This is a genomic window from Stenotrophomonas rhizophila (genome assembly GCF_007667275.1).
Lineage (GTDB): Bacteria > Pseudomonadota > Gammaproteobacteria > Xanthomonadales > Xanthomonadaceae > Stenotrophomonas > Stenotrophomonas maltophilia_AE.
The window spans coordinates 192,043-216,479 of the sequence record NZ_VDQT01000005.1 but is presented as its reverse complement, the minus strand read 5'-3'; the positions used below and the strand labels follow the sequence as shown (position 1 = coordinate 216,479).

21 protein-coding genes are annotated in these 24,437 nt (G+C 63.5%); 6 read left to right on the top strand and 15 right to left on the bottom strand.

Going from position 1 to position 24,437, the window contains the following annotated elements; genetic code table 11:
* Window positions 1-5 precede the first annotated feature (5 nt).
* A complete protein-coding gene (locus FSZ13_RS16205; protein ID WP_145481456.1) occupies window positions 6-1,409 on the top strand; it encodes a mannose-1-phosphate guanylyltransferase/mannose-6-phosphate isomerase in 1,404 nt (467 codons plus the stop codon).
* A 51-nt stretch (window positions 1,410-1,460) separates the two neighbouring features.
* Here the strand turns inward: FSZ13_RS16205 and rfbD are convergent, their stop codons facing one another.
* The 4 genes from rfbD to rfbB are packed head-to-tail and all read right to left on the bottom strand — an operon-like array spanning window position 1,461 to window position 4,872.
* Window positions 1,461-2,363: a dTDP-4-dehydrorhamnose reductase gene (gene rfbD, locus FSZ13_RS16200; protein WP_145481455.1), complete on the bottom strand. Its 903-nt coding sequence runs from the start codon at window positions 2,361-2,363 to the stop codon at window positions 1,461-1,463.
* Entirely contained in the window at window positions 2,360-2,917 is a 558-nt protein-coding gene (rfbC, locus tag FSZ13_RS16195) for a dTDP-4-dehydrorhamnose 3,5-epimerase (protein WP_145481454.1), read from the bottom strand. Before rfbC ends, rfbD begins: the two co-directional genes overlap by 4 nt.
* Window positions 2,914-3,801, bottom strand: coding sequence for a glucose-1-phosphate thymidylyltransferase RfbA (rfbA, locus tag FSZ13_RS16190; protein WP_145481453.1), 888 nt, complete (start codon window positions 3,799-3,801; stop codon window positions 2,914-2,916). The genes rfbC and rfbA overlap by 4 nt, the downstream gene beginning before the upstream one ends.
* A gap of 15 nt (window positions 3,802-3,816) precedes the next feature.
* Entirely contained in the window at window positions 3,817-4,872 is a 1,056-nt protein-coding gene (rfbB, locus tag FSZ13_RS16185; RefSeq protein WP_145481452.1) for a dTDP-glucose 4,6-dehydratase, read from the bottom strand.
* 288 nt (window positions 4,873-5,160) lie between these two features.
* Here rfbB and FSZ13_RS16180 point away from each other — a divergent pair, with 288 nt between their 5' ends.
* The 3 genes from FSZ13_RS16180 to FSZ13_RS16170 all read left to right on the top strand — a co-directional run bounded on the left by FSZ13_RS16180 (window position 5,161) and on the right by FSZ13_RS16170 (window position 8,555).
* A complete protein-coding gene (locus FSZ13_RS16180) occupies window positions 5,161-6,738 on the top strand; it encodes a hypothetical protein (RefSeq protein WP_145481451.1) in 1,578 nt (525 codons plus the stop codon).
* A 132-nt stretch (window positions 6,739-6,870) separates the two neighbouring features.
* On the top strand, window positions 6,871-7,617 hold the full coding sequence (locus FSZ13_RS16175) for an electron transfer flavoprotein subunit beta/FixA family protein (protein ID WP_145481450.1): 747 nt from the start codon (window positions 6,871-6,873) through the stop codon (window positions 7,615-7,617).
* Window positions 7,617-8,555, top strand: coding sequence for an electron transfer flavoprotein subunit alpha/FixB family protein (locus tag FSZ13_RS16170; protein WP_145481449.1), 939 nt, complete (start codon window positions 7,617-7,619; stop codon window positions 8,553-8,555). Before FSZ13_RS16175 ends, FSZ13_RS16170 begins: the two co-directional genes overlap by 1 nt.
* 84 nt (window positions 8,556-8,639) lie before the next feature.
* On the opposite strand, the gene FSZ13_RS16165 is transcribed toward FSZ13_RS16170, so the two are convergent.
* Window positions 8,640-10,034, bottom strand: coding sequence for a glycosyltransferase family 39 protein (locus tag FSZ13_RS16165; protein WP_145481448.1), 1,395 nt, complete (start codon window positions 10,032-10,034; stop codon window positions 8,640-8,642).
* A 135-nt stretch (window positions 10,035-10,169) separates the two neighbouring features.
* On the opposite strand from FSZ13_RS16165, the gene FSZ13_RS16160 reads away from it, so the two are divergent.
* Window positions 10,170-11,132 carry a glycosyltransferase family 2 protein gene (locus FSZ13_RS16160; RefSeq protein WP_145481447.1) on the top strand — a complete coding sequence of 321 codons (963 nt, stop codon included), beginning with the start codon at window positions 10,170-10,172 and terminating at the stop codon, window positions 11,130-11,132.
* Window positions 11,116-11,535, top strand: a complete 420-nt coding sequence (locus FSZ13_RS16155; RefSeq protein WP_145481446.1) for a GtrA family protein — start codon at window positions 11,116-11,118, stop codon at window positions 11,533-11,535. Before FSZ13_RS16160 ends, FSZ13_RS16155 begins: the two co-directional genes overlap by 17 nt.
* 6 nt (window positions 11,536-11,541) lie before the next feature.
* Here the strand turns inward: FSZ13_RS16155 and FSZ13_RS16150 are convergent, their stop codons facing one another.
* From FSZ13_RS16150 to FSZ13_RS16105, 10 genes are all read right to left on the bottom strand, one after another.
* Window positions 11,542-12,951, bottom strand: coding sequence for a glycosyltransferase family 4 protein (locus FSZ13_RS16150; protein ID WP_145481445.1), 1,410 nt, complete (start codon window positions 12,949-12,951; stop codon window positions 11,542-11,544).
* Entirely contained in the window at window positions 12,944-13,699 is a 756-nt protein-coding gene (locus FSZ13_RS16145; protein ID WP_186308969.1) for a glycosyltransferase family 2 protein, read from the bottom strand. Before FSZ13_RS16145 ends, FSZ13_RS16150 begins: the two co-directional genes overlap by 8 nt.
* A gap of 206 nt (window positions 13,700-13,905) precedes the next feature.
* A complete protein-coding gene (locus FSZ13_RS16140; RefSeq protein ID WP_145481443.1) occupies window positions 13,906-14,616 on the bottom strand; it encodes an NAD-dependent epimerase/dehydratase family protein in 711 nt (236 codons plus the stop codon).
* Window positions 14,613-16,058 carry a glycosyltransferase family 4 protein gene (locus tag FSZ13_RS16135; RefSeq protein WP_145481442.1) on the bottom strand — a complete coding sequence of 482 codons (1,446 nt, stop codon included), beginning with the start codon at window positions 16,056-16,058 and terminating at the stop codon, window positions 14,613-14,615. Before FSZ13_RS16135 ends, FSZ13_RS16140 begins: the two co-directional genes overlap by 4 nt.
* Window positions 16,055-16,795: a glycosyltransferase gene (locus FSZ13_RS16130; protein WP_145481441.1), complete on the bottom strand. Its 741-nt coding sequence runs from the start codon at window positions 16,793-16,795 to the stop codon at window positions 16,055-16,057. The genes FSZ13_RS16135 and FSZ13_RS16130 overlap by 4 nt, the downstream gene beginning before the upstream one ends.
* Window positions 16,792-19,152, bottom strand: coding sequence for a hypothetical protein (locus FSZ13_RS16125; RefSeq protein ID WP_145481440.1), 2,361 nt, complete (start codon window positions 19,150-19,152; stop codon window positions 16,792-16,794). The genes FSZ13_RS16130 and FSZ13_RS16125 overlap by 4 nt, the downstream gene beginning before the upstream one ends.
* Before the next feature lie 8 nt (window positions 19,153-19,160).
* Window positions 19,161-20,966 carry a class I SAM-dependent methyltransferase gene (locus FSZ13_RS16120; RefSeq protein WP_145481439.1) on the bottom strand — a complete coding sequence of 602 codons (1,806 nt, stop codon included), beginning with the start codon at window positions 20,964-20,966 and terminating at the stop codon, window positions 19,161-19,163.
* A 17-nt stretch (window positions 20,967-20,983) separates the two neighbouring features.
* Window positions 20,984-22,402, bottom strand: coding sequence for an ABC transporter ATP-binding protein (locus tag FSZ13_RS16115; protein ID WP_145481438.1), 1,419 nt, complete (start codon window positions 22,400-22,402; stop codon window positions 20,984-20,986).
* Entirely contained in the window at window positions 22,392-23,150 is a 759-nt protein-coding gene (locus FSZ13_RS16110; RefSeq protein WP_186308968.1) for an ABC transporter permease, read from the bottom strand. The genes FSZ13_RS16115 and FSZ13_RS16110 overlap by 11 nt, the downstream gene beginning before the upstream one ends.
* Window positions 23,151-23,170: 20 nt before the next feature.
* On the bottom strand, window positions 23,171-24,364 hold the full coding sequence (locus FSZ13_RS16105) for a cystathionine gamma-synthase (protein ID WP_145481436.1): 1,194 nt from the start codon (window positions 24,362-24,364) through the stop codon (window positions 23,171-23,173).
* Window positions 24,365-24,437: the final 73 nt, after the last annotated feature.

Here is a 24,437-nt window from a genome sequence, read left to right as displayed (position 1 = left end):
GCCTGATGAACGACATCCTTCCGGTCATCCTGTCTGGCGGTTCCGGCACGCGGCTGTGGCCGCTGTCGCGCGAGGCCTACCCGAAGCAGTTCCTGGCCCTGGCCGGCGAGCAGACCATGCTGCAGGCCACTTGGCAGCGGGTGGCGCCGATTGCCGGGCGGGCACCGCTGGTGGTGGCCAACGAGGAGCACCGGTTTGTTGCCGCCGAACAGCTGCAGCAGCTGGGCGTGGAACCACAGGCCATCCTGCTGGAGCCGGTCGGCCGCAACACCGCGCCGGCCATCGCCGTGGCAGCACTGGAAGCCACCCTGGAAGACGGCGACCCGGTGCTGCTGGTGCTGCCGTCGGACCATGTGATCGCCGATGAAGCGGCATTCCGCGCGGCGGTGCTGAGCGCCCTGCCTGCCGCGAAGGAAGGCAAGCTGGTCACGTTCGGCATCGTGCCGACCGGGCCCGAGACCGGCTATGGCTACATCAAGGCCTCTTCGGGCGGTGCGGTGCGCGCGGTCGACCGGTTCGTCGAGAAGCCGGACGCGGAAACGGCCCAGCAGTATGTCCAGTCCGGCGAATACTTCTGGAACAGCGGCATGTTCCTGTTCAAGGCGTCGCGCTACCTGTCCGAACTGGAACTGTTCCAGCCGGAGATGCTGGCAGCCAGCCGCAATGCGTGGCAGCTGGCCCGACGCGATGCGGACTTCACCCGACTGGACAAGGACGCTTTTGCCGGAGTGCCGGCCGACTCCATCGACTACGCGGTGATGGAGAAGACCGCCGACGCCGTGGTGGTGCCGCTGGATGCCGGCTGGAACGACGTGGGTTCATGGACCGCACTGCGCGACGTGTCAGCGCAGGATGCCGATGGCAACGCCCACCACGGCGATGTCATCGCGATCGATTGCCGCAATACCTACGCCTACGGCGAGCGCCTGATCGCGCTGGTGGGGCTGGATGACGTGATCGTGGTCGAGACCGACGACGCAGTGATGGTCGGCCGCAGCGACCGCATGCAGGAAATCAAGCAGGTAGTGGCGCGGTTGAAGGCCGATGCGCGGCCGGAGGCCACCTGGCACCGTAAGGTGTACCGCCCGTGGGGTGCATACGACTCGATCGACAACGGCGAGCGGTTCCAGGTCAAGCGGATCACGGTCAAGCCGGGCGGCACGCTCAGTCTGCAGATGCACCACCACCGCGCCGAACACTGGGTGGTGGTCAGCGGCACCGCCGAGGTTACTCGTGGTGACGAGGTGATCCTGCTGGGCGAAAACCAGAGCACCTACATTCCGCTGGGCGTAACCCATCGGCTGCGCAACCCGGGCAAGCTGCCACTGGAGCTGATCGAGGTGCAATCCGGCAGCTATCTGGGCGAGGACGACATCGTGCGGTTCGAGGATACGTACGGGCGCAGTTGAATGATCGCTGATGCGTGGAAAAAAACCCGGCTTCAAGCCGGGTTTTCTTATTCAGATCTCTGCAATTACGCGCTGCAACCCTGTCCGCCAATCTGGCAGGGCGATTCCGAAATCGGACTCCAGTTTTGTCACGTCCAGATGAGAATATGCCGGGCGCTTCGCTGGGGTCGGGTACTCGGCGGTGGTAATTGCTTCGACCTTTGGGGCGCGGGCAAGCTTGCCCGCCGCGACCGCCTCGGCAAAGATGGCTTCGGCGAAGCCGTGCCAGCTGGTTTCGCCGTGGGGGGTCAGATGCCAGGTTCCGCACAGCTGCCCCGGATGCTGCAACACCTGCGCCGTCACGTCGGCAATCAACGCCGCTGGCGTCGGCGTGCCCACCTGGTCGGCGACCACGCGCAGGACATCGCGTTCAGCGCCAACACGCAGCATGGTGCGCAGGAAGTTGGAACTGTGCGAGGCGTAGACCCACGCAGTGCGGAAGATCAGGTGGCGCCCGCCGGCTGCCCGGATGGCGTCCTCACCGGCCAGCTTGCTGGCTCCGTACACGCCCAGCGGCGCGGTGGCATCGTCTTCGCGATACGGCCGCGAGCCCTGCCCGTCGAATACGTAGTCGGTGGAGTAATGCACCAGTGGTACGCCCGCCGCAGCACACCAACGGGCGATGACATCCGGCGCTTCGGCGTTGGCACGCCAGGCAGCGTCGTGATCTTCCTCGGCGCGATCCACGGCGGTATAAGCCGCCGCATTGACCACCCAATCAGGACGGATGCGGTCCAGCAGAGCTACGAGCGCAGCCGTGTCGTCGAAGTCGCCGACTTCACAGTGCGCCCCATCAGGGAGGCGACCCGTGCGCGTGGTCGCCACTACCTCCGCCTGCCGACGCAAAGCCCGAATCAGCTCCCAACCCAGCTGGCCGTTGGCGCCGAACACGATGACGCTGGGAGCAGGGTTCAAGGCAGGTAAACCGGCAGTCGATCTTCGGCAATGTCCCGGAGGAACGGAGCCGCCTCATCCTTGGCCGACAGCGTCGGGACACTGATCGGCCAGTCCACCGCGATGTCGGCATCATTCCAACGAATGCCGGCGTCCGATTCCTTCACGTACACGTCCGTGCACAGATAATTGAAAAGGGCACGCTCGGACAACACCGCGAACCCGTGCGCGAATCCTTCAGGGATCCAGAACTGCTTCTTGTTCTCGGCACTCAGCACTACCGACGCCCATCTGCCGAAGGTCGGCGACCCCCGGCGGATATCAACCGCGACGTCATAAACCTCGCCTTCCAGCACACTTACCAGCTTTCCCTGCGGGCGAGGCCACTGGTAGTGCAACCCACGCAGCACGCCCTTGGCAGAGCTCGACACGTTGCTTTGTACGAATTGCCTGGGCAGCCCATTCTCAGCGAAGCGTTCGGCGTTCCAGGTTTCGAAGAAGAAACCACGGGAATCGCCGAACACGGCAGGTTCAATCACCAGGCAGCCGGGGAGCGTGGTGGGAACGAGTTTCAAGGAACGATACCGCGCTGCGCAAGGGTGTGCAGGTACTGCCCGTAACCGTTCTTTATCAAGGGTGCGGCCAGTGCTTCCAGCTGCTCGGCGTTGATCCAGCCGCGGCCGAATGCGATTTCTTCCGGGCAGCACACCTGCAGGCCCTGACGGGTCTGGATGGTCTCGATGAAGTTGGAGGCTTCAAGCAATGACTGGTGCGTGCCGGTGTCCAGCCACGCGTAGCCGCGCCCCAGTGCTTCCAGGTGCAGATTCCCTTCACGCAGGTAACGCTGGTTGAGGTCGGTGATTTCCAGCTCGCCGCGCGGCGAGGGCTTCAGCTCCGCAGCGTAGTCACTGGCGTTGCCATCGTAGAAGTACAGGCCGGTGACAGCGTAGTTCGAACGCGGCTTGGCCGGCTTTTCGACAAGATCGACCACTTTGCCATTCTTGTCGAACTCAGCCACACCGTAACGCTCCGGATCATTCACCCAGTATCCGAACACGGTGGCGCCGGTATCGCGCTCATCGGCATTGCGCAACACTTCACGCAGGCCATGGCCATGGAAAATGTTGTCGCCCAATACCAGGCAGCTCGGCTTGCCGCCGACGAAGTCGCGGCCGATCAGGTAAGCCTGGGCAAGCCCGTCCGGGCTTGGCTGGACCGCGTACTCGATGTTCATGCCCCACTGCGAGCCGTCTCCCAGCAGTGTCTGGAACAGCGCTTGTTCGTGTGGCGTGTTGATGATCAGCACATCGCGGATCCCGGCCAGCATCAGCACGCTGAGCGGGTAATAGATCATCGGCTTGTCATACACCGGCAGCAACTGCTTGCTGACGCCCTTGGTGATCGGATACAGCCGCGTGCCCGATCCACCGGCGAGAATGATGCCTTTACGCTGGGTCATGTCTGGTTTCCTGTCTCAGGCCGAGGTGCCGATGCGCTGCAGCCGGTAGCTGCCATCCAGCACGCCGTTGACCCATTCCTGGTTGTCCAGGTACCAGTCGACGGTGAAGGCAATGCCCTGGTCGAAGGTGTACTTCGGTTCCCAGCCCAGATGGTCCTTGAGCTTGGACGCATCAATCGCGTAGCGGCGGTCATGCCCGGGGCGGTCGGCGACGTAGGTGATCTGGCTGCTGCGCGGCTGGCCATCCTCACGAGGGCGGCGGGCATCGAGCAGCGCGCAGATCGAGTGCACGACTTCGATGTTTTCCTTCTCGGAGTTGCCGCCCACGTTGTAGGTCTCGCCAACCTGGCCCTTCGCCAGCACGGTCCGGATCGCTTCACAGTGGTCGGACACGAACAGCCAGTCGCGGACCTGCTTACCGTCGCCGTAGACAGGCAGCGGTTCGCCGGCCAGCGCCTTGGCGATCACCAGCGGAATGAGCTTCTCCGGGAAGTGATACGGGCCATAGTTGTTGGAGCAGTTGGTGGTCAGCACCGGCAGCCCGTAGGTATGGTGGAACGCGCGCACCAGGTGATCCGACGCGGCCTTGGATGCCGAGTAGGGTGAATTGGGCGCGTACGGGGTGGTTTCGCTGAACTTGCCGGTCTCGCCCAAGGTGCCGTACACCTCGTCGGTGGACACATGCAGGAAGCGGAAGGCCAGGCCCTTTTCGGCCGGCAGCGCCTTCCAGTAGTCGCGCACGGCCTCAAGGAGGCCCAGGGTGCCGACCACATTGGTCTGGATGAAGGCACCGGGACCATCGATTGAGCGGTCCACGTGACTTTCCGCGGCGAAGTTCAGCACGGCGTCCGGCTTGTGCTCGGCCAGCAGGCGAGCGACCAGCTCCCGGTCCCCGATGTCGCCGTGAACGAACACGTGATCCGGATTACCCTCCAGCGGAGCCAGCGTCTTGAGGTTGCCTGCGTAGGTCAACGCGTCGAGGTTGATGACGCGTACGCCCTTGGCGACGGCTTCCAGTACAAAGTTACCGCCAATGAATCCGGCACCGCCGGTGACAAGCCATGTGGGCACTACCTGTTCTCCTTCAGAAATGGGCTGCCTGGGGGAATACAAGTCCATTCCCCGCTCAATTGCACAGGATACAACGAGGCCCAACGTCGCTGCCTCCTTTGCATGAACCCTGGATAGAGGGCTGACGTCACAAGAACCATACCAATTAGCGCTAAAACGTACGGTTCCGTTGCCATGCGGCGCAAAAGCTCCGGGATTGGGCGGGCGGGGCAACCACTTGCTAAGCTCCACCGCCCTTCCCCGCCGCGCACCGTGCTGGTGAGCCCGTCGATTTTCAGGAGAGATGAATTGGAACGTTCTTCAGCCCCGGTCCCACAGTCGGCCGGGCTTCGCTGGCAAGCCGTGGTGGCAGCATTGTTGGTGGTAACGCTGAGCGTTGTGCTTCCACGGGTTGCAGGACTTTCCGCCCTGCCGACAACCGATGAGGGTTACTACGCCTATTTCTCCATGCGGATTGCAGCTGCGCTTTCACAGGGAAGTGGGCTACCGGCAGACGGGTACCTGATGCTTTACCCGCTGCTGACAGCCTGGGTTTTTGATCTACCGGCCAATCCGTTCGTGGTTTTGCGATTGATCGACTTGGTAGTTGCCACCGTGGCCGGCGCGCTGTTCTACACCATGCTGCGCCGTGAATCACGCAGCGTGTGGTTTGCCGCGCTTCTTTCGGTGATTTTCCTGCTCACGATGAACTGGGCAGCCTTCGTCCAGAACGGGTATCGAAACAGTATCTTCCTGGCCTATGTCCCGCTGATGCTCTCGGTGATCCTGATGCAGGGCCAGGATCGACCGGGTGAGCGCAGGTTGTTTCTGGTGGGCTGCCTGGTAGCCCTTGGGATCCTGATCCGGGAGCCGTTCGCGGGTTTCTCCATCCTCGCCGTTGGCGCCGCATGGGTGAGATTCGGACGAAGGTCCGCAGCCGCAGTGGCCGCCGGGGGAATCGCAACGGCTGTCGTTGTACTCATTCCCGTGTTGCTCCTGCGGGGAAGCCTGCCCGGTTTCATCGCAGCGTATCTGGATGCGGGCACCATGTTCAGCGCGGTCCAGGACCAACGCTTCACGCTGTTCGTGAATGCTGTTTCGACATGGGCCAAAGCATCCATGGTCCCGCTCGGCCTTGCCTCGGTTGCTCTGGTTGCGCTGATGCTTGCCGGCGCGCGCGGTGGGGAGCGGGGGGCCAGGGGTCGAGCCGCCTTCTGGCTCGCCGTAGCGGTAGTACCGCTCATCGAGCCAATCATGAAGATCGGTTTTCCCTACCACTTTGCCTCGGCTCTGCCGGGTCTGGCTGGACTGTGCGCGCTGGCGTGGCGCCTCGTTTCATCCAGGAGCCTGTCGATCGTGCTCATGGCATTGGCGGGCGGAGCGGCCTACCTGTTCTTCCAGCCGCAGGTCTCATGGCAGATGAAGACAGTGCGCCAGGCTGCTGCCGACGCTGTCCATACGGGCCAGGGCGGATGGAGTCAGGAAGCACATCAAGCGTCGAACTATCTGATTGCAGCAGACCTCATTGAAGGGGCATCCGCACCCGGATCAACGCTGAGCGTCAGTGGCTTCATGTTTACCTTGTTTCCGCTGACTGGCCGGGTACCGGCGTCGGCCGAGCTGAGCGATCTGACGTTGGCATTGATAGACATGGGCATGGACGGCGACAGGCTGTCACGCGCGCTGGCGGCCTGCCCGCCGGACGTGATCATGACGACGACGCGAACTGAGTGGCCGGGGGCAGCCCTGATCGAGAAAGTGGTTTCCGGGTCCGGCTTGTATCGCCTGGTGGGGACCGTTCCGGTGAATGAGGCTGTTTCCTACGGCACCTTCGGCGGCAATGTCTACGCCCGGACTTCTCCGGAAAAGCCGCGTTGCGGCCCCTGACGGCGTAGCCCGCGACGCCACCATACGCATTCGCACGGAAGGCCGTCACCGGCTAGAATCGTGATCCCACCCCCCGAACCGGTTGCCGTTCCGGAACCGGACGTTCCCCGTTATTCAAGGATTCCGCACCAGATGAAAATCCTCGTCGCGTACAAGCGCGTGGTGGACTACAACGTCCGCATTCAGGTCAAGCCGGACGGGTCCGGCGTGGTCACCGACGGCGTCAAGCTGTCCCCCAACCCCTTCGACGAAATCGCGCTGGAAGAAGCCCTGCGCCTGCGTGACAAGGGCATAGCCACCGAGGTTGTGGTCGCTACCATCGCTCCGGCCGACGCCCAGGCGCACCTGCGCAACGGCTTGGCCATGGGCGCCAACCGCGCCATCCACGTGGTTACCGACCAGGCCATCCAGCCGCTGACCGCCGCGCGCACCCTGCTCAAGCTGGTCGAAAAGGAACAGCCCGACCTGGTGATCCTGGGCAAGCAGGCGATCGACGACGACGCCAACCAGACCGGCCAGATGCTGGCCACGCTGTGGGGCCGCCCGCAGGCGACCTTCGCCAGCAAGCTGGAGATTGCCGACGGCAAAGCCACGGTGACCCGCGAGGTCGACGCCGGCCTGGAAACGCTGGAAGTGGACCTGCCGGCCGTGGTCACCACCGACCTGCGCCTGAACGAGCCGCGTTTCATCAAGCTGCCCGACATCATGAAGGCCAAGGCCAAGCCGCTGGAGACCCTGCAGCTGGCCGACCTCGGGGTTGAAGCCGCCGATACCTTCACGACCACCCACTATGCGGCGCCATCCAAGCGCAGCAAGGGCGTGATGGTCAAGGACGCGGCCGAATTGGTCGCCGCACTCAAGCAGAAGGGGTTGCTGTAATGACCAAGATCCTCGTTGTTGCCGAGCACCACGACGGCAAGATCAACGCCGCCACCGCCAAGACCGTGAGCGCGGCCGCTGCCATCAGCGGCGCCAGCATCGACGTGCTGGTGCTGGCTGCGGACCCGGCGGCCGTGGCCGCCCAGGCCGCCGAACTGGCCGGCGTGGCCAAGGTCCTGACCGTGGCCAACGCCGCCAACGCCCAGGCGCTGGCGCAGGTGCTGGCCCCGCAGATCGCGCAGCTGGCCAAGGGCTACACCCACGTGTTCGGCCCCTCGACCACCTTCGGCAAGGATCTGATGCCGTGCGTGGCGGCCCTGCTCGGGGTCAACCAGGTCTCTGACCTGATGAGCGTTGAAGGCAGCCACAGCTTCAAGCGCCCGATCTACGCCGGCAATGCCATCATCACCGTCGACGTCCCGGCCGACCAGATCGTGGTCGCCACCGTGCGTGCGGCGTCCTGGCCGGAAGCAGCCAAGGGCGGCAGCGCCCCGATCGAAGCCGCCAGCGTGGACGCCGCCCTGCCCGCGCACACCCGCTTCGTCGGCCTGGCCGCCGGTGCCACCGACCGCCCGGACCTGCAGAGCGCCAAGCGCGTGGTGTCCGGTGGCCGTGGCGTCGGTTCGGAAGAGAACTTCAAGGTGATCTTCCAGCTGGCCGACAAGCTGGGTGCCGCCGTGGGCGCTTCGCGCGCCGCGGTGGACGCCGGCTACGTGCCCAGCGACCTGCAGGTGGGCCAGACCGGCAAGATCATCGCGCCTGAACTGTACGTGGCGGTGGGCATCAGCGGTGCCATCCAGCACCTGACCGGGATCAAGGACGCCGGCACCATCGTGGCAATCAACAAGGACCCCGATTCGCCAATCTTCGAGATCGCCGATATCGGGCTGGTGGGCGATCTGTTCACGCTGTTGCCGGAGCTGGAAGCCGCTCTTTAAGGCGCCTGCGGAGCATCATCAAGGGCTGGGCGATGTGCCCGGCCCTTTTTCGTGCGGCGCTACGGGCAGAGCCCAGCACCAGGGCTAATAAAGATCACCCCGGTTTCTGGAAACGATGATTACGAAGGTGCGATCCACCACCAGCCATCGGGGCAACTCCTGGCGCCCAGCCAGTTCAGATTCAATCTTGCCGCAAAGTTCGGGCGAACATGGCGTGGTATACCAGCCATATTCCTTGAACAGCAGATTCCGCAGCGCACGGTTACTGTGCAGGTGCCGCAACAGCGCACTGTCGTGCACATCCCCGTACAGCACCACGGCATCGTAAGCACCGGCATAACCGGCCTGGGCAATTGCTACCTCGTTGGCGAGGGTCTGCGCGGCCGGGAAGGCATGACGCACGTTCTGGAACATGTTGGACCACGCGGTCGCGCCTATCGCGAGGAGCGGCAATGCCAGCACCACCCCCATGATCTGCTGCCTCCCCGCGCTGCCGATCAGGAACACAATCGGGGCACAGAGCACGATCCACATCCAGAGCGACGCACGCAGCCAGAGCTCAAGGCCGGAGATGATCGAGAGCGCCGCGTCCATGCAAAGCAGCATCACACCAAGTGCCAGCATGCAGGCGCACTGGAGGCGCCGGGTGCCGCGCCAGATGCAGATGGCGTACCCCACGGCCGAAACCACAAACACGGGCCACAGCGTGGCCAGTTGGCGATAGTAGGCCAGGTAGCGCTCAACGTTCCCAGAAAGCGTGCCGTCCTTCAGCAGTGGAGTGGCGCCACGCCAGCCCGACGGCTGGATCGTGAAGGCGCCATGGAAAATGGCATTGAGCAGGAACACGAAAAGCACAGCCACGATGAAAACCGAGACGTACACGATGGCAAGACGAACCGCTGATTTCGCATCGACAATGCGCGTCGCGGCCAGCAGCATCAAAACGGGACCGAACGAGGGATAACAGAGGTATCCCAGGAACACGCCGCCTGCCAGCCAGGTCAAACGATCCCGCTCGCGGGTGGACTGCAGCATGCCCCAGCACGCCACCAGGGAAATAAACGCCCCGGTCACCTGCGTCACCGGCCATAGCGAGGATTCGGCCGCCATCGGGGCGACAAACAGCAACAACGCGGCAATGACGCTGCGCCTTCCCGACAGGAGGCGTGCCATGAGCCAGACCAGGCCACTATAAGTGACCAGATGAAGCACCACTGCCCCGCGGATGCTCAAGTAGTGGGAAATAAATGACCAGGGAAAATTCAGCCAGCGCCCCTCGGAGAATGTCTTGCTCCACGGCGTCTCGAATCCCTGGTCGAACTGGAAGTTGAGCCAGTCGAAGTCATCGTGTGCGATGAAGGGCGTGACCAGCTGTCCGATCGCAAACATTCCAACCAGAATGATCGCAAAATACACGCTCCAGTTGCCGTCCTGCCGCGTGAATTTTTCCTGCCAGGCAGGAGTGGTGAGGGTAGGCATGTCGGGAGCGTTATCCGGGTTGCGGCCTGGCTGGCCGGGGAGCAGCTGGGAGTGCGGGCGATGGGGCCACCGAAGGCCCCGTCCGGCGGGTAGTATATGCGCGACACAACGCCCACCGGAATAGAGACCGCCGTCATGGACAGCACCGCCCTTCCCGCAGAACAGGACCTGTTGGACCTGTCAATCGTCGTCCCGGTGTACCGGAGTGAACCGATCCTCCCGGCACTGGTCGAGGCGATCGATCAGCAGTTGGGGAACGTTTACCGCCTTGAACTCATCCTGGTGAATGACAACAGCCCGGATGGTTCCTGGGAGGTCGCGCGCAGTCTCGCGGCCGCGCATCCGTGGGTCAGGGCCTTCAATCTTCGCAAGAATGTGGGCCAGCACATGGCGATCTTCGCGGGTTTGCGCCAGGCACGTGGCCGCGTAATCGTGACGATGGATGACGACCTGCAGCATTCCCCGTCCGATATTCCTGTGCTGGTTGATGCGTTGAAGGGCGGATATGACGTCTGCTACGGCGCCTTCCAGGGCCGCAAGCATGCCGCCTGGAAAATTGCCGGCAGCCGATTCAACGACCGTGTCGCGACGTGGCTGCTGCAGAAGCCGCCGGGCCTGTATCTCTCGCCGTTTCGCGCCTTCACGCGCGGCGTCCTTGCAGAGGTCGTGAAGTTCTCCGGGCCCGCCATATACCTGGATGGCCTGATCCTCTCCAGCACTTCGCGAATCACCAGCAAGATCGTCGGCCACCACGCGCGCAGCGAGGGGACTTCGGGCTACAGCCTGCGAAAGTCGATTTCGCTCTGGCTCAAGATGGCGACCAGCTTCTCCATCGCCCCCCTCCGCCTGGTTTCCATGGCAGGGCTTCTGGTGTCAGGTGCAGGCTTCCTGTTTGCATTACTTATCGTGGCGCACAAGTTGACGCACCCGGAGGTCGCCGTCGGATGGTCGTCGCTCATCGTGACCATTCTGATCATGGGTGGGGTTCAGTTGGTGGCGCTGGGCGCCATCGGCGAGTACGCCGGTCGCATCCTGCTGAATTTGACTTCGCCCTGCCAGTATTCGATCCGGGAAAGCACTGATGACCGCACCCCCTGATCGTCGCGCGGCCACTCGCAACCTGCTGTGGAAGCTGGTTCGCTTTGGCGTCGTGGGAGGTACAAGCACGCTGCTCTATGCCGCACTGACGTGGCTATGCGTTGAGAAGGCCGGGCTGCGTCCAACGTGGGCCGCCGGCCTGGCCTATCTGGTGCTGATTCCGCCGAATTTCATCGCGCACCGTTACTTCACCTTCGACTCGCAGGGCAACGTGCGCCACGAGTCGGGGCGTTTCGCGATGGTCCACATCCTGAACCTGTCGCTATCGGTAGGCGGCATGGCGCTGGTCGAGGTCATGGGCGTGGATTACCGATTCGGCATCGCATTCTCTGCCGTGATGGTTCCAGTCATCGTATTCGCGCTGATGAACCTGTGGGTTTTCCGCCACCAGCGATCGCCTTGATCCGGATCAGCCGGGCATGCGTGCGAGCATGCCCAACTCTGCCAGACGCGCAGTGAAACCCTCCCACGAGCGGTTGGCCGCGAGCGATTCGACCTGTCTTCCCACCACCGCATGGCGCAGCTCCGGCGATTTCCTGAGCTCCTCCAGCCGGCTTACGAATGCATCGATGTCCGACGGGCTTTCGACCAGGTCTTCCACCGCAATGAAGTCCGCGATCCCGCCTACCGCCGGCGCGCAGATCGGCAGCCGCGCCGCAGCGACATCAAACAGTATTGTCGGCGTTCCTTCCCACGCAGTGGTATGGAGATAAGCGAAATGCGCGCCACTCGCGACCGCCTCCAGCCTCTGGAATTCCCCGTGCAACGTAACGTTGGCGAGTGAACGAAGGGAGCCCAGATCCTGCTGGGCGGCGCCGGACATGACGGGCGATCCGAATACGTCGAAGTGTACGTGGGGCATCTCCGCGGCGATGGCCGCCAACACGTCGGGCCGCTTCTGCCGATCCAGTCGTCCGGCCCAGAGCACACGATCGGCGTCGTTCTCCGACAACGGAGTGACGGGGACCTGCGGTGTCTCGCCGTCATAGGGGAAGGGAACCACCTTGAACACGGATGCGGGAACGCCCAGCTCACGCGACCAGATGCGGGGATAACGTGAATTGTCGCAGATCACTGCCGACAACGAGGGATAGCAGTAGCGGAGGTAGTCTCGGGCGTATCCGACCGGATTCATACGCAGATCGTAGTCGTCGCAGAAGAGAGACGCGACCAGCCGCGAGTGCTGCTTGAGTGCCAGACCGTGGCGAAGCACCGCCTCCCATCCAACGCGGGAATTGATCAGGTGGATCAACGGTGCCTGCAGCTGCACCAGCAGTCGCACCATGACCGCAACCTGGTGACCGAAGTCCAGCCCTGCTACATGTTGTGCGAAATCCACGTGCCGCGCCTGGGGCGGCAGCCGCTCGGCCCACGGCGATGCGGAGTTTTCGGTGGAAAGTACCAGTATCCGTGCATCCGGACTGCTCTCCGCGATCGCCTTGGCATGATAGAGAATGCCCCGATCCGCTCCGCCCTGCTTCAGCCAGGGGATCAGCAACACATGCGTGTAGGGATGGCCACCAACATCATCGGCCAAGGTGGAATACGCCCGACCTGGTCGGCCGTCCATGGGTACGGAATAGAAGGCGTAGTGATCCACACTCACTCCGCCCGGCAGCAGCTCAGGCTCGATTGCTGCCATCCGGGAAAGCTCTTCCTGGAGCCACCCGGGCATCGTGGGCGCCGATCCGACAAACGGGACATGCGCGACCCCTTGGGATCGACCGGACAGCAGCGAGAGGATGCGTCGCGCCCACTGCGCCAGCTTTCGCGTGTACCGGTTCCGGACCCAGCGATTATGCGACCAGCGTTCAAACACTTTTCAAATCCTTGTTCTTTCCAAGCCCCAGCGCAAACAGCGAGGTCCGCGGCATCACCGTCTTCATCGCGTGGCTGTCTTCATTCAACGAGCCGTGCCATTTCCTGCGGTAGAAATATGCCGCGCCCCACGCCAGCCGGTGCACCACGCCACGCGCAATGGTCTCGGCGTTCCAATACCAGTCCTCATATCCGAATCCCGTCTGCCGCGGCCGACAGGCCGCGTATGGAATGGATTCGAACAGCGCGCGGGTCGAAAATGCGGCACTGATCCAGGGGTTGACAGTCAGCAGCGCATGTTCATCGTAGTACGCCCCGGCCTGGTCAACCTGCCAGTTGAACGCGCTGTACATGCCGAAGCTGAGCACCATTTCGGGATGCAGTACGAAGCGGCCCTCCATGTTGGCCGCCTCCTTCAGGTGCATGAGGAAATAGCCAGTGGAAATAAGATCATCACCATCCAACGTGCAGACATAGTCGGCCACACACACGGCCACCCCGGCGTTGCGCGCAAGCGCAGGGTCGCCAACGTCGGTTTCGAGGATCGTTTCGGTGCCATCCAGGTCGGGATGCGTCACCACGAATGCACGGGTCTGGGGGTCGGCCCGGTCGAGGACCAGGACCAGCTGGACGTCGACACCTTCGCGGCGCGCGACAGCACGGGACAGCGTGTACGACCTCAACGTAGTGTGGGCAAGGATCCCCTCCCCGTGGAAGGTCACGATTGCGCTTACCGACGGCAAGCTCACGCTCCGCTCCTGCGGCACGGCGGGGTGATGCCCTCCCTGGATCCATTCCCGATCGCATTCATGCTTCGCCACCATTCCTCATAGGTTACAAACATCTTTTCCATTCAATGTATATCGGCCGCCTCTGATAATACTTGCACACAGACGCACCGAGTGAAGAACGGTGCATTTTGCACCGCTCCGGCAAGCCCTGCCTCAACGGTTCATCATTGCGAACGGGTAGCGCTGGATTCGCCGTAGTACTTGGCCAGCAGTCGGCCCAGGTAGCCGCTTCCCAGCCGGACACCGGATACGGCAGCCGCTCGCTCACAGTCGCTGGTGTCGATCGGGAAAGGAACGCCGAGATCAAGCACCCGGTAATTGCCGCGGCGCCCCAGCACGTGCTCCATGACGCGGACGATCTCGGGCATGTCGGTAGACACGACGTCCGCCAGCGACATCATCCGGGGATACTCGGTCGGACGGCGGAGGACATGGGTGCCCAGGGTCGCCACGTCCTGGATGTCGATCAGGTTGCGCTGGGCTCGCGCCCACACGTCGAACGACTCGCCGCGCTCGATGCGAGCACGCAGGAAGTTGGTCAGCGTGTTTGGATTTCCACCCTCGCCCACTACCTGCGGCAGGCGGAACACCTGGCCACGGGGGTCGGCCAGGATCCTTTTTTCCATCTCCGCCTTGTGCCGAAGATAGGGGGTCACGCGCTCTGCCGGGTTTCCGACTGCACAGCTGCCAAAATAGACGATGCGCTGGAACTCCTGGCCATCCAGGACCTCGGCAAGCATGCGCTCTTCACGTTCAAAGGGGGCAGGTTCGGTTTCAGCCGAGTTTGAAACACCGGCGGCAACGATCACGGTTGCCTCGTCATGCGCCCATTGTTCCTCGAAAGCCGCCGCCACCAGTCCCCGTCCGATAATCACGTTCTGCTTCCTTGTTCACTGGTGTCCCGGTCTGCCTGGCACGGACCGGGAAGGTAAAAATCCATTGTACTGATTGAGCGGATGAAATCCTCCCAGTTCCGTCCCTCGGACAGCGCAAGGTACTGCCGTCGCCGCAGGCGCCGACGCAATTCAGAATCGGTCACCAATGCGCGCAGCTGCTTCACGTAACCCTCTACGTCGTCCGGATCCGCCACCAGCACCGATCGATCGACAATATCGCTGATGCCGCCGACCCCAGGCGCGACGACTGGCAGGCCCGCTGCCGCGGCATCCAGCAGAATCGTAGGGAGACCCTCCCAGGACGTGGTGAAAAGATACGCGGCGTGGTCCGGCCGGACAATATCCTCGAACCGGGCGAAGGGACCGTGCATGATCACATTGGGCTGCAGGCGCAGCTGTCCGATTGCCGGGTGGGAAGCCCCCAGCTCCGAGGCTCCATGCACGTCGAACAGGACGTCGGGCATCGCAAGCGCCACGGCGAGCAGTATATCCGGGCGCTTTTGTCGGTGGAACCGACCTGCCCAGAGCACCCTTGGATGTCCGGGCAACTCGAACGGGTCTTCCTTCTGGACAATGGGACGGTCATAGGGGAAGCGGACTACCGCGAACAGGGAACCGGGAATGCCCAGCTCCGCCGTCCATCTAGCGGGATAGACGGCGTTGTCGCTGAATACGCGACAGAGATGTGGGTAGCAGCTCCGCAGGTAGGTGCGCGCATAACCGACCGGAACTCCGTTCTCGTCCTGGTCATCGCAGAAAAGCGACGCAAACCAGCGAGAACGCTGCCGCAGAGCGAGGCCGTACCGGCTGAGCGCATGCCAAGCCACCCGTGAATTGATGTTATGGATCACTGCGGGCTGCAGCTGGACCAGCAACCGGGTCAACAGCTGCACCTGCGTATCCAAGCCCATGCCACCCACCAGGCGGCCGAACTGGAGGACCTTTACCCCAGCGGGCACCTGTTCAATCCAGGGGGAATCCACTGGCTCGGTGAGAATCACCAGAATCTCGTTTGCGGGCACCTTTTCGACCCACGCTCTGAGGTGATAGAGCGCCCCTCTATCGGCCCCACCCCGCACGAGCCATGGGAGCACCATGACATGGCTGTAGCCAGGCTCAGCAAGCTCGGCTACGAGCGCACGATAGAGCTCGCCCGGACGCACTATCGCCGGGATGGCGTAATGCCGGTAGCGACTGGTGTTGCCGTGATCTCCGAGCAGAAGCGGCTCCACGCCCGCCAGCGCAACCATTTCTTCATCGAGCCACGCGGGCATCACCGAACCGCGAGAGCCGATCCCCGTGCCGAGCCGCTCCACGCGTCGGCCCAACCAACCCAGGATCCGCCCAAGTTCGGCACGAGGGTCACGAAGCAGTTGGCGGATGCTGACACGCCGGCGCAGCGCCAGGACGCGACGGATCATCTCGCCCTCCAGCTGCCGAACAGGTCACTGGGCGGCATGACCACGCCGAGCGCGGCACTGCTGGCGTTGACCGAGCCCACCTCTTTCAGGCGATAGAAGTACGCTGTGCCTGCGACGGCAAGATGCTTGAATCCCGCCGCTACGGTCTGGCAGTTCCAGTGCCAGTCTTCGTATCCAAATCCGGTTTGCTGCGGATGGCAGGGGAGGTAAGGCACCTCCAGGAATACCTCCCGCCGGGCAAAGACGGCACTCACCCATGGATTCACTGAAATCAGCATATCCTCCGAGAACCGAATGCTCCGCTGGTCGATCTGCCAGCTGAAGAAGTCATCCCTGCCAAAACTGACGGCAATCTCGGGGTGCAGGATGACGCGCCCCTGCATATTCTGCGCCATCGCCAGATGGCGCTCGAAATAATCCCGGGTGATCAGGTCGTCGCCGTCGAGCGTACACACATGGGTGCCCGGGGCCTGCGCGATGCCCAGGTTCCGCGCCAGGGCCGCGTCGCCGACCGACACTTCAACAATGACTTCATCGCCCAGCAAGTCAGGGTGCTCACGCACGATTCGCCGGGTTTCGGCATCAGCACGATCGAGCACCAATACCATCGATACGGACCTTCCCGCACGCTCGGCCCGCGCACGGGACAGCGCGTAGCTGGAAAGGGCAGCGTGCGCGACGATTCCCTCCCGATGGAAGGTAATCACGGCCGTCAGCTCGGGGACCTGGCTGATCACTTCTTCCCCAGCAGCGAACTCAGCGCGCGCAGGAGCACCCGGACGAGAGGCTTCGCCGGGAGGCGATCCAGCGCAATCGACAGCCGGGACATTTCTTCCGCGATCGACTCGGCGGGAACGGCCCCCACGGAGGCACGACCCATTATCACGCCGGTCTTATCGCTCAACAGTTGGGCAGCGGCAACGAGGTGCTGGTGCGCCGCGACCTCGCGCATGTAGAGAACACTCTGCGCGTCGTAGGCGGCGAGCAATTGTTCATGGTCGGACGACAACTGGGCGTACCTGGCCAGCTGTCGCGCATGCTCCATTGACTGCTGCTCATGCTCACGCCGCAACTCTTCATGGACGTCCTGCTGTTGCTGATGGGCCACCTGCGCGAGCTGGATCCTATCCTGCAGCGCGGCCGCTTCGGCAACGGCATGTTGATGCGCGAGCCGGAAGGCGGCGCGCATGCCGGCGTTGTCCTCGCTCAATGCCTGCCGCGCCGACTCCAGGCCCAGGATCACTTCTTCGCGCCGGCTGAGTTCCGCGCCTTGGTTGTGGTACTGGCCATCAAGCCAGTCCTTGGCCTTCTGCAACCGCTCCAGCCATGTGCCCTGGCGAAGCTGCTCCGCGCGGGCCTCGGTCAACTGCTTCTGCCAGGTGCGATTGGCCCATTGCCAGGCCAGCCCCGGCCGCAACGGCGTCTCTGCGGTCAGTCGGAGCGCGGCGGCAATGGCTCCGGCTTCGTCCATGACCGCAGCGAATTCCGGCATGGCGAACGTTTCGGGAGCCTCAAGGCTCCCCACCGTCTCCGACCACTCCGAATCAGCGGCAAGCCTGCGTGCTTCCTGGAATCCCTGCAACCACGCCTGGCGGGCGCTTGCGAGGCGTCCTTTCGCGAAATGGATCCACCCCAGCCGCAGCGCCGCAGTCGTAGTCTTGGTTCCCAGCAATGCGCTGAACTTCAGCACATCGAACTCCAGAACCTTCTCGTAAAACGCGGTAGCCGTCGCGAGATCGCCCTCCTGCTGGTGCAATGACCCGGCAACGAAGGCCAGCGAGACCTGCCACCTCAACGCGGTGGCGTTGATGGCCGGCGCACGGATGAAGCGTTCCGCTGCGTTCAGCAGTTCACGTCGATGGTGGCCTTCCAGCGCGACCGGATCATAGAGCAGGACACACAGTGCGGCGCCGTGGTCAGCCGAGCGCGGCGGAGCCTGGGCCATGATGCGCCGTGCCAGGTACCTCCGCGCCGTGACCGACTCCAGACGCAGCCCGATAACCACGATAAGCCGCACTACACTGGCATCGACGTAGTCGCGCTGGAAGGCAATGATGTTGGGTGACTGCAGCGACGGATCCTGGGCCATGCCGGGACCCTCGATCTTGACCGCCATGAGCACCATCGCAACGGCATTGCGCATCTCGTCGGCACCAGGGAGCAGGTGTCCAGAGACGTTGCGCTGCACTTCAGCGAATTGGCCGAGTCCGAGCGGCCGCGCCGGATCCAGCAACCAGCCGCGGTCGACGATCAAGCCCGCGCGTTCGACCGTCGCGACCAACGCGTGCACGTCCGTGTCGCAGCCCGGCACCAGCGGGACCACCAGGACCAGGCGCCCGCTACGCACCAGCACGGAATCGAAGCCACCCAGCTCCCAGCGCCCACCATCCACATCGTAGGACGGTCGGATAATGACCGTATCAACGTCTCTTGGAGACCGCTCCCACTCGGCTCGATCCGTCCACAACATTCCAGGGCCGGCCACCGGTGGGGGCGATCTATCGGTGATGACGCCGAGCCAGCTGCAGCGCGAATGCTGCTGGATCACGCGCCAGATGCCATCCTCGGCGGCGCCTGGAGCAAGTACTGCGTCCCCTGGCCGTACCAGTGTAGCTGCGAGGCCATGGCAGCTCACCCCGAACAGCGCGCCGTCATCGGCGACGGTGACGCCGTCTCTTGCCAGCATCAGCACGCTCAACTCTTCCGAGGGCGCATGCAGGGTGAATGTCGCGGGATTCCATTGCCAGCCACAGGCGCCTGCCTGCTGCCCCCAGGTCGGCAGCTCGTCTGCCCATTGGGCGTCTGCGGCAAGCACAAGAAACGAGGCTTTGACGTCCAACGCGGCGTCCCGCTGTGCCGGGTCGACCGCCCAGACCACCACCATGTCGGCAGGCCACCCATCAGGCGACGCTTCCGAGGACAGCTCCACCTCACAGCCTGCCAGGAGCAGCGCCGGCTTGAGCGAGGCAAGCTCATCCCCAACCAGACGCACGCGGCCGGGGCCGACCGCGCGTAGACAATGCTCAGCGAGGTCGTTCGCCAGGATCGGCGCCAACACCGATCCAGGGCTTTCGCTTGAGAGGGAGGCGCTCATGGTTGGCGTCACTCCCCGGCATCGACGGCCGGGGCGTGCATCCTGTTGAGCCGCTCTATCTCGGCGGTCAGGGCATGGTACTGGCCGTCAAGCCAGTGCCGGGCCTGCTCGAGCTCGGCGTTGTACCGTTCCAGTTCCACAATGCGCTGCGTGTGCAGGTGATACTGCGAATCCAGCCAATCTTTCGCATCCATCAACTGTCGGACATCGCGTGATCCCAGGTGGATATGTTCCGCGCCGTCCAGAGGGCCGGAGGCAACGGCGCGATCGTCATTCTCGGACGGATTCGAGCGCTCGAGCCCGAGCAGCTCCCTTACGACATCGGCACGGGCCTGGAACGTGCGCTGGAACGCACCCGGCAGGGTGTCGTGAGCGTGCTGGAGCTGATCCAGCGCCAGGCACAGCAGTGCAGCAGCGTCAGCCTCGTCCTCCGACGAAGAAAGCGCGCTCCGGGAGTCGGCTTGAACCGAGGTCCAATGGGCGTTTGCCGTACCGACGTCGCCCTCCGCCGCAGCGACGATCGCTGCGAAGGCGCGCGCGCGCGCGCGGCGCAAGGCGCCAGCTGATTCAAACTCGCCGACGAGTGCTTCAACGGCTTCTGCGCCAGAGCCGTCGGCGAGCAGTGCGCGTGCTCTCTGCCAGGCATCGTCCTCTGCGCCAACGTGGCCCTCGGCCTTGCGCGCGAGGACCAGCAGCCATTCACCGTCACTCGGCGGGCCAACGAGCGGGTCGATCTCCAGCATGGAGCGCGCCGACAGGTGCCGCTTCTGCCCGCCACCCGCGTCCTGCAGCCAGGCCCGTTCGATCACGAAGCCATTCCGCTGGAACTGGGCCACCAGGCGCGGCCAGTCATACACGTGGAAGTGGAATGGGTTCGGATCTTCGCCGGTTTCATCAGACCAGTCGTTCGGCACGCTGGCATACACCCGACCGTGCGGGGTCAGCACGCGATGCAGCTCTGCCAGCAAGCGATCAGGCTCAGGCAGATGCTCCAGCGTCTCCACTGAAACAGCGAAATCCGCCGAGCCATCCGCCATGCCCGAGAGATTCTGGGCATCACCCACGACGAAGGTCATCGGCGTAGGTGACACCCCGGCGAAATTGGCGTTTGCATAGTCCACTGCATAGTCACTGGCATCCAGGCCGGTGAAGGAAGCCGCAGTGCTGTTGTTGGCCAACTGGTAAGAGCCATATCCGAGTCCGCACGCGACATCGATGACGCGGTCACCGGGACGGATGAACTGCGCGGCCTGCGCGTAACGGGTCATGTGCGCATCCGACCGGCGCCCGGGTTCACGCGTCATGTCGGTGTGCAGATCCCGTTCTTCCTCCAGCGCCTTCAGCGGGTACTTCGCGATGGCCGAGGCGGGAACCCGCTCGAATGCAATCAGCAGCAAACCCGTGACACGGTCGAGCTCGCCGTACGGAGCGACCCGCTCGTTCAGCGGATGCTTGCGCCACTCCGACCTGATCGCCGCTGCCTCCCAGCCCGCACGTCCGACCGAATCCGCCGCATCACCGACCACGACCAGGCACACCGGACCCGCGATGCCCTCAAGCAAGGGACGCAGGCCGCTTTCAGGCGTGATTGATCCCGCGTGCTCCACAACGATGATGCCCGCCGAGGCCGAACCCGGATCGGCCACCTTCTGCACGACAACCCCGGCCTGGCGCAATCCGCGGACCAGCCCGGGCGCATCATCACCCAGGACGGCGATCGGGCCCATCGGCAACCATGCCAAAAGCCGCTGCACGGCGATGCGTACAACCGCGGGGGTCTGGGCCGACAGGGCAGGGCTTGGGATCATGTTCATTGCGGGACCTTCCTGATTTATTGGGCGTCCGCGATTTCCGCGCGCATGCGCAGATCGCTGACGCCACCAAAGGTATATTCCTTCTGCCGCATGCCGACCTGGAAGAAGGCAGCTTCATCGCGCCAATGCAACATGCGCTGGGCACCGCCAAACCGCTCCAGCTCCTCGGAAACGGAGACCTGGACCTCGTAGAAATTCATGCCAAGGGAACATTCGAACTCGAACCGGACCACGAACGGCTCATCTGCAGGGAATGTCGTTCCCCAGATGCCAGACTGATCCTTGCCGCCCTCTGCCCAGGTCTGGATGTCCTGGTTCAACGTCCCCCATGAGTAGAGCTTGACGCCTTCCTTGTTACGGAGTCGCACATTGACATTGAGTTTGTCCATGTCACGGACCGGCCGGGCGGTAACCTCGATCACAACCCGCTCCCGCGGCAGGAAGTAGGCGCACTCCTTGCCTTCACCGTCAAAGACGCGCACCCGCTCCACCACGCAGTCGTAGTCCCCGAACGACAACTTGTCGCTACGCACGCCCAGCACCGGCGAGCCCTCATGCACCGGCTCTTCAACCACCACCTCGGCCGCCGCCTGCGCGTCCACGATCTTCTGCGCGTACTGGAGATGCTGCGCACTGACAGAGGCGTAATACTCGCGCTCGTCCTCATGCAGGTGTTTGCGATACTCCAGCACCACATCGGACGATGGGCCCGCCGCGCGCACGGTGCCGTCGCGCAGCAGGATGGCGTGATCGGTGAGGGTGCGAATCGATTCCTGGTCGTGCGAAACAAGCAGCAGGGTGCAGCCGTTGGCGCGAAGCGCTTCCATCTGCTGGAAGCAACGCTTCTGGAAAAGCGCATCGCCAACCGCCAACGCCTCATCCACGATCAGGATATCCGGCTCCACCTGCGTCTGGACGGCAAATGCCAGTCGCAGCATCATGCCGCTGGAATAGGTCCGCACCGGCTGGTCGATGAAATCACCGATGTCGGCGAATGCCGCGATCGCGTCGAATCGCTGCATCACTTCGCGCTCGGTGAGCCCCAGGATCATGCCGTTGAGCACGACGTTCTCGCGACCCGTGAAATCCGGGTTGAAACCACTGCCCAGTTCCAGCAACGCAGCGATTCGCCCGTTGACCTGCGCCCTGCCGATAGTGGGCGCCAACGTGCCGGCGATGATCTGCAGCAGCGTGGACTTGCCCGAGCCATTCCGGCCAATGATGCCTACCGCGTCGCCCCGCTTCACTTTCAAGCTGACGTCGCGCAGCGCCCAGAATTCGCGCCCACGTTGCCGCGACGACCACTCGCCGCTTCCCGGCAGCATGCGCCCCAGTCGAGGCAGCAACATCTGCAGCAGCCGGTCGGACGGCTTGTCGAAGATGTTGAAGACCTTGCTGACATTCTCGATATCGATAACCAGATCTTCAGACGACATCTGCGAAAGCCCTCCGGGTCCGCTGGAACCACCAGTAGCCAAAGAAGAAGATGGCCAACGACCACGCCACTGCCCAACTGTACAAACCCCAGTCCGGCAGCGTGCCGGTCACGATCAGCGCGCGCATCTGCTCGACGTACACCGCCAACGGGCTCAGGCGCATCCATTTCCCGATGTACTCCGGGAAGATGATCGACGGGTACAGCACCGGAGTGAGGTACTGCAACACACGCGCCAGCAGGCCAGCGATCTGGTCCACGTCGCGGAAGAACACACCGAGGGATGCGAACAGATAGGTAACACCCATGGTCAAGGCCAGCATCGGCAGGACCAGGATGGGCAACAGCACGATCTGCCAATGAAGCCCGAAACTACTGAAGATAAGGAAGGCCACCAATGCGATGGTTGCCACGCCCGCGTTGTAGAGCGAAGACAGCACCACCACCGGCGGCAGTACTTCCAGTGGAAATACCACCTTCTTGACCAGGTTCGGGTTGCTGAGTACGGCGCTGGGCGCTCGCGTCAGTGACTCGGCGAAGAAGTTGTAGACGATCAACCCAATGAACAGCAGGACCGCGTAGTCGACCTTGGTGTGCGTCTCGATGCCTTTCCACTTGGCACTGAAGATCGTTGAAAAGATGATGGTATAGATGGCCAGCATGATGAGGGGCACGAGCACGCCCCACATCGCGCCGAGCAGCGAATCCTTGTACTTCTTCTTGATGTCGCGGCCGGTGAGGCTCAGCATCAATTCGATGCGGCGACCGATCATACGATGCTGGCCCCAAGCGCCTGCTCCAGATCCACCTGCAGATCCCCCAGATCCTCCACGCCCACGCTCAGCCTCACCAGCGCTTCGCTGATGCCCAGCTGCTCACGCCGCTCCACCGGGATGGAGGCATGGGTCATCACCGCTGGATGATTCACCAGGCTTTCCACGCCTCCCAGCGATTCGGCCAGGGTGAACAGCTCGGTCTTCTCGCAGAAGCGCTTCGCCGCCTCGAACCCACCCTTGAGCACGATCGAGACGATGCCGCCGTAGCCGTTCATCTGGCGCGTGGCCATTTCGTGCTGCGGGTGCGAGGTCAGGCCCGGGTAGATCACCTTCTCGATGGCCGGGTGCTTTTCCAGCCACTGGGCCAGGGCCAGCGCGTTGGCGCAGTGGGCCTTCATGCGCAGCGGCAGGGTCTTCAGGCCACGCAGGGCGAGGAAGCTGTCGAACGGGCCCTGCACGCCGCCGATGGAGTTCTGCAGGAACGCCATCTGCTCGGCGAGCTCGGCGTTGTCGCCGACCACCACCATGCCGCCGACCATGTCCGAATGACCATTGAGATATTTGGTGGCCGAGTGCAGGACCAGGTCCGCGCCCAGCTCCAGCGGGCGCTGCAGCATCGGCGAGGCGAAGGTGTTGTCCACCACCACGATCAATCCGTGGCGCTTGGCGATGGCGGCCACCGCGGCGATGTCCACGATCTTCAGCATCGGGTTGGTCGGGGTTTCGATCCAGACCATCTTCGTCTGCGGGGTGATCGCCGCTTCGAAGGCGGCCAGGTCGGTCAGGTCGACGAAGCCGAACTGCAGGCCGGCGGTGCGCTTGCGCACGCGCTCGAACAGGCGGAACGTGCCGCCATAGATGTCGTCCATCGCCACCACGTGGCTGCCGGCATCCAGCAGTTCCATCACCGTGGAGGTGGCCGCCATGCCCGAAGCGAAGGCGTAGCCGCGGCTGCCACCCTCCAACGAGGCCACGCAGCGCTCATAGGCGAAGCGGGTCGGGTTGTGGGTGCGCGAGTACTCGAAGCCCTGGTGCTCGCCCGGGCTGGACTGGGCGTAGGTGGAGGTGGCGTAGATCGGCGGCATCACCGCGCCGGTGCTCGGGTCGGGCGACTGCCCGCCGTGGATGGCCAGGGTGGCCAGAGCAAGCGGACGGTCGGAGTGCCCGGGGGATGCGGGGTTGGACATGGAGGTTCCCAGCGAGTGAGAGCCCCCAGCGGGGGCCCTTTAAATGGAGCGGAAGTCTATCAGCGCATGCTTA

What these genes read in the sequence shown, in the direction of transcription:
- FSZ13_RS16170 (WP_145481449.1), top strand. Translation starts at nt 7,617, where the DNA reads ATGACCAAGATCCTCGTTGTTGCCGAGCACCACGACGGCAAGATCAAC.
- FSZ13_RS16125 (WP_145481440.1), bottom strand. Translation starts at nt 19,152, where the DNA reads ATGAGCGCCTCCCTCTCAAGCGAAAGCCCTGGATCGGTGTTGGCGCCG.
- FSZ13_RS16105 (WP_145481436.1), bottom strand. Translation starts at nt 24,364, where the DNA reads ATGTCCAACCCCGCATCCCCCGGGCACTCCGACCGTCCGCTTGCTCTG.
- FSZ13_RS16175 (WP_145481450.1), top strand. Translation starts at nt 6,871, where the DNA reads ATGAAAATCCTCGTCGCGTACAAGCGCGTGGTGGACTACAACGTCCGC.
- FSZ13_RS16155 (WP_145481446.1), top strand. Translation starts at nt 11,116, where the DNA reads ATGACCGCACCCCCTGATCGTCGCGCGGCCACTCGCAACCTGCTGTGG.
- rfbA (WP_145481453.1), bottom strand. Translation starts at nt 3,801, where the DNA reads ATGACCCAGCGTAAAGGCATCATTCTCGCCGGTGGATCGGGCACGCGG.
- FSZ13_RS16135 (WP_145481442.1), bottom strand. Translation starts at nt 16,058, where the DNA reads ATGATCCGTCGCGTCCTGGCGCTGCGCCGGCGTGTCAGCATCCGCCAA.
- FSZ13_RS16115 (WP_145481438.1), bottom strand. Translation starts at nt 22,402, where the DNA reads ATGTCGTCTGAAGATCTGGTTATCGATATCGAGAATGTCAGCAAGGTC.
- FSZ13_RS16205 (WP_145481456.1), top strand. Translation starts at nt 6, where the DNA reads ATGAACGACATCCTTCCGGTCATCCTGTCTGGCGGTTCCGGCACGCGG.
- FSZ13_RS16120 (WP_145481439.1), bottom strand. Translation starts at nt 20,966, where the DNA reads ATGAACATGATCCCAAGCCCTGCCCTGTCGGCCCAGACCCCCGCGGTT.
- FSZ13_RS16110 (WP_186308968.1), bottom strand. Translation starts at nt 23,150, where the DNA reads ATGCTGAGCCTCACCGGCCGCGACATCAAGAAGAAGTACAAGGATTCG.
- FSZ13_RS16165 (WP_145481448.1), bottom strand. Translation starts at nt 10,034, where the DNA reads ATGCCTACCCTCACCACTCCTGCCTGGCAGGAAAAATTCACGCGGCAG.
- FSZ13_RS16160 (WP_145481447.1), top strand. Translation starts at nt 10,170, where the DNA reads ATGGACAGCACCGCCCTTCCCGCAGAACAGGACCTGTTGGACCTGTCA.